Source organism: bacterium (assembly GCA_040756715.1).
Taxonomy (GTDB): Bacteria; UBA9089; UBA9088; order UBA9088; family UBA9088; genus JBFLYE01.
The window spans coordinates 1-6,353 of the sequence record JBFLYE010000197.1 but is presented as its reverse complement, the minus strand read 5'-3'; the positions used below and the strand labels follow the sequence as shown (position 1 = coordinate 6,353).

At 36.7% G+C, this 6,353-nt stretch carries 9 protein-coding genes; 2 read left to right on the top strand and 7 right to left on the bottom strand.

Annotated elements, in window-relative coordinates; all coding sequences use genetic code 11:
- The 7 genes from AB1397_07610 to folE form a co-directional block, all read right to left on the bottom strand.
- A partial coding sequence (locus tag AB1397_07610; protein ID MEW6482839.1) for a prefoldin domain-containing protein occupies positions 1-377 on the bottom strand: 377 nt, incomplete at its 3' end.
- Positions 378-637: 260 nt separating this feature from the next.
- Positions 638-2,695, bottom strand: a complete 2,058-nt coding sequence (locus tag AB1397_07605; protein MEW6482838.1) for a DUF2723 domain-containing protein — start codon at positions 2,693-2,695, stop codon at positions 638-640.
- Complete coding sequence (locus AB1397_07600; protein MEW6482837.1) at positions 2,688-2,957, bottom strand: type II toxin-antitoxin system RelE/ParE family toxin; 270 nt, start codon at positions 2,955-2,957, stop codon at positions 2,688-2,690. The genes AB1397_07605 and AB1397_07600 overlap by 8 nt, the downstream gene beginning before the upstream one ends.
- Positions 2,950-3,201 (bottom strand): type II toxin-antitoxin system Phd/YefM family antitoxin, encoded by a 252-nt coding sequence (locus AB1397_07595; GenBank protein MEW6482836.1) that lies wholly within the window; start codon positions 3,199-3,201, stop codon positions 2,950-2,952. The genes AB1397_07600 and AB1397_07595 overlap by 8 nt, the downstream gene beginning before the upstream one ends.
- 206 nt (positions 3,202-3,407) lie before the next feature.
- A complete protein-coding gene (locus AB1397_07590; GenBank protein ID MEW6482835.1) occupies positions 3,408-4,103 on the bottom strand; it encodes a ComF family protein in 696 nt (231 codons plus the stop codon).
- Complete coding sequence (locus AB1397_07585) at positions 4,100-4,645, bottom strand: hypothetical protein (GenBank protein MEW6482834.1); 546 nt, start codon at positions 4,643-4,645, stop codon at positions 4,100-4,102. The genes AB1397_07590 and AB1397_07585 overlap by 4 nt, the downstream gene beginning before the upstream one ends.
- Entirely contained in the window at positions 4,645-5,184 is a 540-nt protein-coding gene (folE, locus tag AB1397_07580) for a GTP cyclohydrolase I FolE (protein ID MEW6482833.1), read from the bottom strand. The genes AB1397_07585 and folE overlap by 1 nt, the downstream gene beginning before the upstream one ends.
- A 72-nt stretch (positions 5,185-5,256) precedes the next feature.
- On the opposite strand from folE, the gene rpmA reads away from it, so the two are divergent.
- Together rpmA and obgE are read left to right on the top strand one after the other, a co-directional pair.
- Positions 5,257-5,508: a 50S ribosomal protein L27 gene (rpmA, locus tag AB1397_07575; protein ID MEW6482832.1), complete on the top strand. Its 252-nt coding sequence runs from the start codon at positions 5,257-5,259 to the stop codon at positions 5,506-5,508.
- The coding region (gene obgE / locus AB1397_07570; GenBank protein MEW6482831.1) for a GTPase ObgE at positions 5,489-6,353 on the top strand (865 nt) is incomplete at its 3' end. The genes rpmA and obgE, both read left to right, overlap by 20 nt.

Genomic DNA, 6,353 nt, shown 5'->3' with positions numbered 1-6,353 from the left:
AATCTTGGCTCTTGAAATGCATATTCCTTTAAAGCCCTTTCTATTCTTTCTTCCCTTTCCTCAAGCTCCTTTGCCTTTCTAACAGCAGGGGCAAGGGCAGACCTTCTATCCCAGAGGACAAAGCCAACCAAGCCAAAGATACCAGCTAGAATGACATAAAGAAGGTTTTGCAAGGAATCTATTCTTGTATTCATTTCCTGGCGTAGGTCATCTATCCGTTTATCTAAACTATCTATCCGTTTATCTACATGTTGAATCTCTTCCTTTACAATCTTCCTTATCTCCTCGATATCCTGCTTGGTGAGACTAGCATAGGAGGGGTATAGCCAGAAAATCAAACCCAAACCCATCAAAATCCTAAAGATTGACTTTTTCATCTTACACAACCTTCCATTCCCCTCATTCCCCTCTTTTAGAGGGGTGTTGCGAAGCGACGGGGTGTTAGAGAGGTCTCCCTCGAAAGCAGACGGAGTGTTTTCGTCGAAGTTCCACCTACCCCGTCAGACCTTCGCTCTGCCACCCCTTCAAGGAAGGGAAATCATTTTATTTTACTTTAAAATATAACATCATTTATAAAAATTTTGCAAGAAAAATTTTATCCCTAAAATTTTTATCACTAAAAAGAATAACAACCCCTTCAATTCTTGTCAACAATTTTCTTTTTACATTCCTCAAGCATATCTTTGACCGAGGTATTTTTCGGATCAATCTTTAAAGCCTGGGTATATTCTGAAATAGCCATTTTGAAATCTTTCTTATTTTGATAGACAATACCAAAGCCATAATGAACAAGCGCTGGTTCAAAATCCTTGTTTTCTTTAAGGATTATCTTAAGATTTTCTTCTGCCTTATCATATTCGTTTTTATCAAGATAGGAAAAGGCAAGGTTTAATCTTGAAGCATGATATGAGGGTTCAATATTCAATGCCTTTTTATAGAAAGAGATTGCCTGGTTAAGGTCTTTTTTGCGATATAGATTTCCCATCTCATTATAAGAAAGGGAATAATTGTTAAAAATTACGGAGGCAACTCTATCCCTAAACCCAAAATCCCTGATAAGAAATCCGGGTTCTTTCTTTAATTCTTCCTTCTGAACGACCTGGAAGAATAGACCTTCGGGAAGAAAGATAAAATCTTTAAACCTTTCTATGCCAGGTCCAATATAAATGGGAAATTTAGAAAAATTGCTTTTTATTATCTTATCAAGCCTTTCCTTGATTACCCCACCTATATTGTGATATTTAAGCTCTTTATAGGGAATTTTTTCAAATTCAAAAGATATTTTAGGATGAAGCATTTTTATTGAAGAAATATGCCAATCGCAGGGTAAAAACATATTTGTAAGGGATGCTACATCATTTCTTCTTTCCTCTACATATTTAAGATACCAAAGAGGAAAACTTTCATAATCACCATAAGAAATGACAATTGCCTCTTTCTTTAATGGCCTTAAGATATTCATCCCGTAGTCATAGCTAAAGAAGAATCTGGCTCTATTGTTTTGGAAATGGTTAGAAAAATAAGGAATAGAGATAAGCAAAAGGAGAAAAAAGGATAAAAAGGGGATAAATCTGGTAAGCAAAGACAAACCAAGTCCAATGAGAATAGAGGTAAGGATAAATGAGGGAATATAGTAATCACAGATATTGACAATGGTATATCTTATTGAATGTAGGCTATTGACGATAAAGATTAAAAGAAAAAAGAGAAAGAGAATCTTTCTTTTTAAGAAAAATGGTAGGGAAAAAAGAAAAATCCATAAGATATATTTGCTAAATTGCAAGGGAAAAAAGTTTAAATGAGAGCTAAAGCGGATAAAAGATTGCTTAATAGATGAAAAATATCCAGTATAGCTTTTGGCAAGGATATGAATAAGAAAATTATCAAGGTTTCTTGGATCACCCCAGTTAAGTATAGGATTTTGACTTGCCCTTATTGGAAGATATAGCCATAAAGTAAGGGGCAAGATAAAAAGCAAAAACATCATTAGAAAATTGCGGAATGCGGAATGCGGAATGCGGAATGAAAAAGTTTTGAGTCTAGAGTCGGAAGCCTTGAGCCTTTTTCTGTTCTTCCAAGAAACAGCTAGAATAAAAAATATGCTTGCAGGGACAAGGTAGATTGTCTGGAAGTGGTGGGTGAAGGATAGGCCCAAGATAAAGGAAAACAAATAAAGTAGCCTTAAGCCAGAAGCCTTAAGCCTTAAGCCTTCTTCCCATTTAAGTAAGATAAAGATAATTAAGCTGGCAAAGAGGGCATTTAAGGTGTATTTCTCGGCAATTACCGCCTGTTCCCAGAATGTAGCAGAGAAAGCCAAAATCAAAGATGCAACAATAGAGGGAATAATTGAATTTGTAAGCCTTAAGGTGATAAAATAGACCATCATCACACAAAGGGAGGCAAATAAAGCTGATTGCATATTCATCCTAAAGGCAATGTTTCCTATAGGAATCAAGGTTACAAAAACCTTACCCAGCAAGGTATAGAGGGGATAACCGGGAGGATGGGCAATGCCTAGTGTATAGGCACAGGTGATCAGCTCACCTGAATCATGAAATCCCACAGTTGGCGTTAATGTATGCAAATAAACCCCAAAAGAGACAAAGAAAACAAGGATGCCAAAGATGTAATCTATTGTTTTAAAAGGCGTTAAAATAAGCTTATCTTCCTTAAAAAGATTGAAAATCCTAAACATTCCCTTTTCTTTTTTTGTATATCTCCTTGCGATGGCCTATAGATAAAACTAATATTACGAGTTTTTCAGGATATATTTCGTATATTATTCTATAATCACCAACCCTATATGACCATCTTCCCACTAATGGCCCTGTCAGCCTCTTTCCTATCATCGGGTTGTTAGCCAAGAACTCAATCCCCTTTTTTAATCGCTCCTTTATTCTTTTGTCCAGATTCTTTATCTTTCGGTAAGCTTCCTTAGTATATTCTATCCTATACATCAAAAAAGACTTCTTTGTGGGAATAGATTCTTCCTTTCTGTATATCTTCTTCTGCCTTTACCAAAGATTTTATCAGTTCCCTATCTGCTAATATCTCTAATGTCTCAAGCTCTTCTGGACTTATCATAACAATAGCTGGCTTCCCTTGTTTTGTTACAATATACCTTTGATTGGTAAATAAAATCTCATTCACAATGCTTGGCAGACGATTTCTTACCTCTGATATTGGTGCTATCTTTTCCATATTCTTAACCCCTTTAAATTATACTAAATTTTGTACAATGTGTCAAGGAAAGCAAAAAATCGTAACTATTCAGCCACTGATGAAAATAGCCATAAGAATAGAACACGGATGATACGGATTTAACGGATTTTCGCTGATTTCTTTCTTTTTTGGTATCCATAGAATATCCGCAAAATTAAGAATTACGAATTAAGAATCAATGGTTTTTAGTCTATAGTACAGGCAAGACAGAGGGCATATACTTCCCCTGCACCACCTTCAAGAAGAATTTTGCTACATTCTTCTATGGTTGTCCCGGTTGTCATAACATCATCTATTAAAAGAATAGATTTACCTTTTATTTTTTCTTTATCTTTCAGGGTAAAGCAATCTATTACATTTGCTCTTCTTTCATTGTAAGGCAATCCAACCTGTGATGGGGTATTAATCCTTTTTTTAAGGCCATTAAACAGCGGGAGGTTTCTCTTTTTGCTTATAATTTCTGCCAAAAGCCTTGTTTGATTAAAACCTCTAGCTTTTTCCTTCTTTTTATGAAGGGGAACAGCCGTAATTACATCAAAATTCCAACCTGTCCTATCCAATGCCCTACACATCAAATTACCAAGGCAATTTGATAACCCTTGTTTTTTTTCATACTTGAATATATGTATTGCCTCCTTTAAAACACCAGAGAATCTCCCACAAAACATAGCCCTTTTAAAATACCTCCTTTTTCTTCTACATTCAAGGCAAAAAATAGAAAAAGATGGCCTTCCACACCTTCTACATATCGGAGGCTTAATTTCTTCTACCTTTGAAAAGCAGGTCTTGCAGATATAAGCCTCATCATATTCAAGAGGCATTTTACAAATCTTACAATCAGAAGGCAGGAAGAAATCAAGAAGCAAAGACAAGGGCTTCATCTTGGCTTTGCCAATATTTCAATTACCCTCATTTCAAAGAATTTATTGGATGAAGCAGGTTTAATTACACAAACGCAATCAGCACCATGGCCTGTTCCTGCCACCGCGATTACCTCCTTTGTTCCAATAAGCCCGGCATCAGATGCCATAGCGGTTATCTCACAGCATACCTTTGCACCCTGGCCAAATATCCTCAAGGTATCTGCCACAACCTGTTCGTGTGAATACCCTCCTTTATCCCTTATGGCTGCTCCTATTCCCCTTAAAACCATTGTCCCTGTAAGGATTCTTGCCCCAAATCCCGTTATTTCCAGCCTTTTTTCATTGCTTAACTCATAGGCACCTTCTTCCTTAAATCCAACATTATGGGTTACAATAATAAGATTCATTCCCATTCCTTGAAGCATCCTTGCGGCAATTATCCCTGTTTTTCCTGTGGTTGAAGCAACAATAATATCATTTATTCCCCGAGCAATTGCTCCGTCCCTTGCTATTCCTAGGCAAAGCTCTGTATGATCAGAATTTTTATCAAGAAGATACATTATTTTATAAGATTCATAAATTCTATCCTTGTGCTTCTATTTTTTCTAAACAAGCCAAGCATAGATGATGTTACAATATGAGAATTCTGTTTTTCAACGCCCCTCATTGTCATACAGAGGTGTAAAGCCTCAATAACCACACCAACACCCTTTGGCTGTAAGACCTCTTCTATTGTATTTGCTATCTGTGTAGTAAGCCTCTCTTGAACCTGAAGCCTCCTGGCATAGATATCAACAACCCTAGCAATCTTGGATAATCCAACGATTTTTTTATCAGGGATATAGGCAACATGACATTTTCCAAAGAATGGAAGAAGGTGATGTTCACAAAGACTAAATATTTCTATATCCTTAACTACCACCATCTCATCATATTCCTCAATAAATATTGCCTTTTTCAATACATCAATAGGGTCTTCTGAATAGCCAGAGGTTAGATATTTAAGGGAGGAAGAAACCCTTTTTGGTGTATCAATCAAGCCTTCCCTGTTCGGGTCTTCTCCAAGTGCCTTAAGGAGCCTTGCGATTAAATCTTCCATTCTCCCTAAATTATAAATAATTGCAAAAATTTATGCAATCAATTATAATATTTTAATAATGGGAGGGAGAAAATGGCACATAAAAAAGGACAAGGAAGTTCAAGGAATGGAAGGGATTCTGCGGGAAAGAGGCTTGGGATAAAGAGATTCTCAAAAGAATTTGTAAAGGGTGGAACAATCTTGGTAAGGCAAAGGGGAACAAAGGTAATCCCTGGAAAGAATGTGGGAAGGGGAAAAGACGATACCCTATTTGCAAAGGTAAGCGGCATCCTCTCTTTTAAAGAGAAGAACGGAAAAAAAATGGTTGAAGTGGCAATTCCTTGATGAGATAAAAATAACAGTTGAGGGAGGCTCTGGAGGGAATGGGTGTGTAAGCACAAGGAGGGAAAAATATGTTCCCAAAGGTGGCCCAGATGGTGGGGATGGAGGAAAGGGAGGGGATGTAATTTTAAAAACAAGCCCGCATTATAATACCCTCCTTCATCTTTCAAAAAAAAGGCATTATAAGGGAAAAAGGGGTGGACATGGAAAGGGAAAAAAGAAGCATGGAAAGGATGGGAAGCCCTGTATAATTCCAATTCCCATAGGAACACAGGTATTTATTGAAGAAGAGAAAATTTGTGATCTTATAAAAGAGGGAGAAGAATTTACAGCAGCAAAGGGAGGAAGGGGTGGAAAGGGGAATGCAAGCTTAAAAAGGATAGATCTTGCCCTTTGTGGAGAAAAGGGCGAGATAAAGGAGATAGTCCTAAAGCTTATCCTTTTGGCAGATGTTGGAATTATAGGCTTTCCAAACTCAGGAAAATCAACCCTTATTTCTCGTATATCATCCTGCCATCCAAAGATTGCAGATTATCCATTTACAACCATTGCTCCAAACCTTGGTGTGGTTTCTTATAGAGAATTTTCATCTTTTACTGTGGCTGATATTCCAGGAATTATAAAAGACGCCCATAAGGGAAAGGGATTGGGAAATAGGTTTTTAAGACACCTTGAGAGGACAAGGATTCTTATCCATCTATTAGATGGATGCTGCTTTCCCCTTGAAAGATTCAAAGAATTGAATAATGAAATTAGGCTTTATGATGAAAATCTTTTAAAAAAACCCCAGATTCTTGTATTAAATAAGATAGACACAAAAGAGGCGCAAGAAAATTTTATAAAAACAA

Coding starts and splice junctions, on each gene's coding strand:
- AB1397_07605 (MEW6482838.1), bottom strand. CDS start 2,695: ATGTTTAGGATTTTCAATCTTTTTAAGGAAGATAAGCTTATTTTAACG.
- AB1397_07600 (MEW6482837.1), bottom strand. CDS start 2,957: ATGTATAGGATAGAATATACTAAGGAAGCTTACCGAAAGATAAAGAAT.
- AB1397_07595 (MEW6482836.1), bottom strand. CDS start 3,201: ATGGAAAAGATAGCACCAATATCAGAGGTAAGAAATCGTCTGCCAAGC.
- AB1397_07590 (MEW6482835.1), bottom strand. CDS start 4,103: ATGAAGCCCTTGTCTTTGCTTCTTGATTTCTTCCTGCCTTCTGATTGT.
- AB1397_07585 (MEW6482834.1), bottom strand. CDS start 4,645: ATGTATCTTCTTGATAAAAATTCTGATCATACAGAGCTTTGCCTAGGA.
- folE (MEW6482833.1), bottom strand. CDS start 5,184: ATGGAAGATTTAATCGCAAGGCTCCTTAAGGCACTTGGAGAAGACCCG.
- rpmA (MEW6482832.1), top strand. CDS start 5,257: ATGGCACATAAAAAAGGACAAGGAAGTTCAAGGAATGGAAGGGATTCT.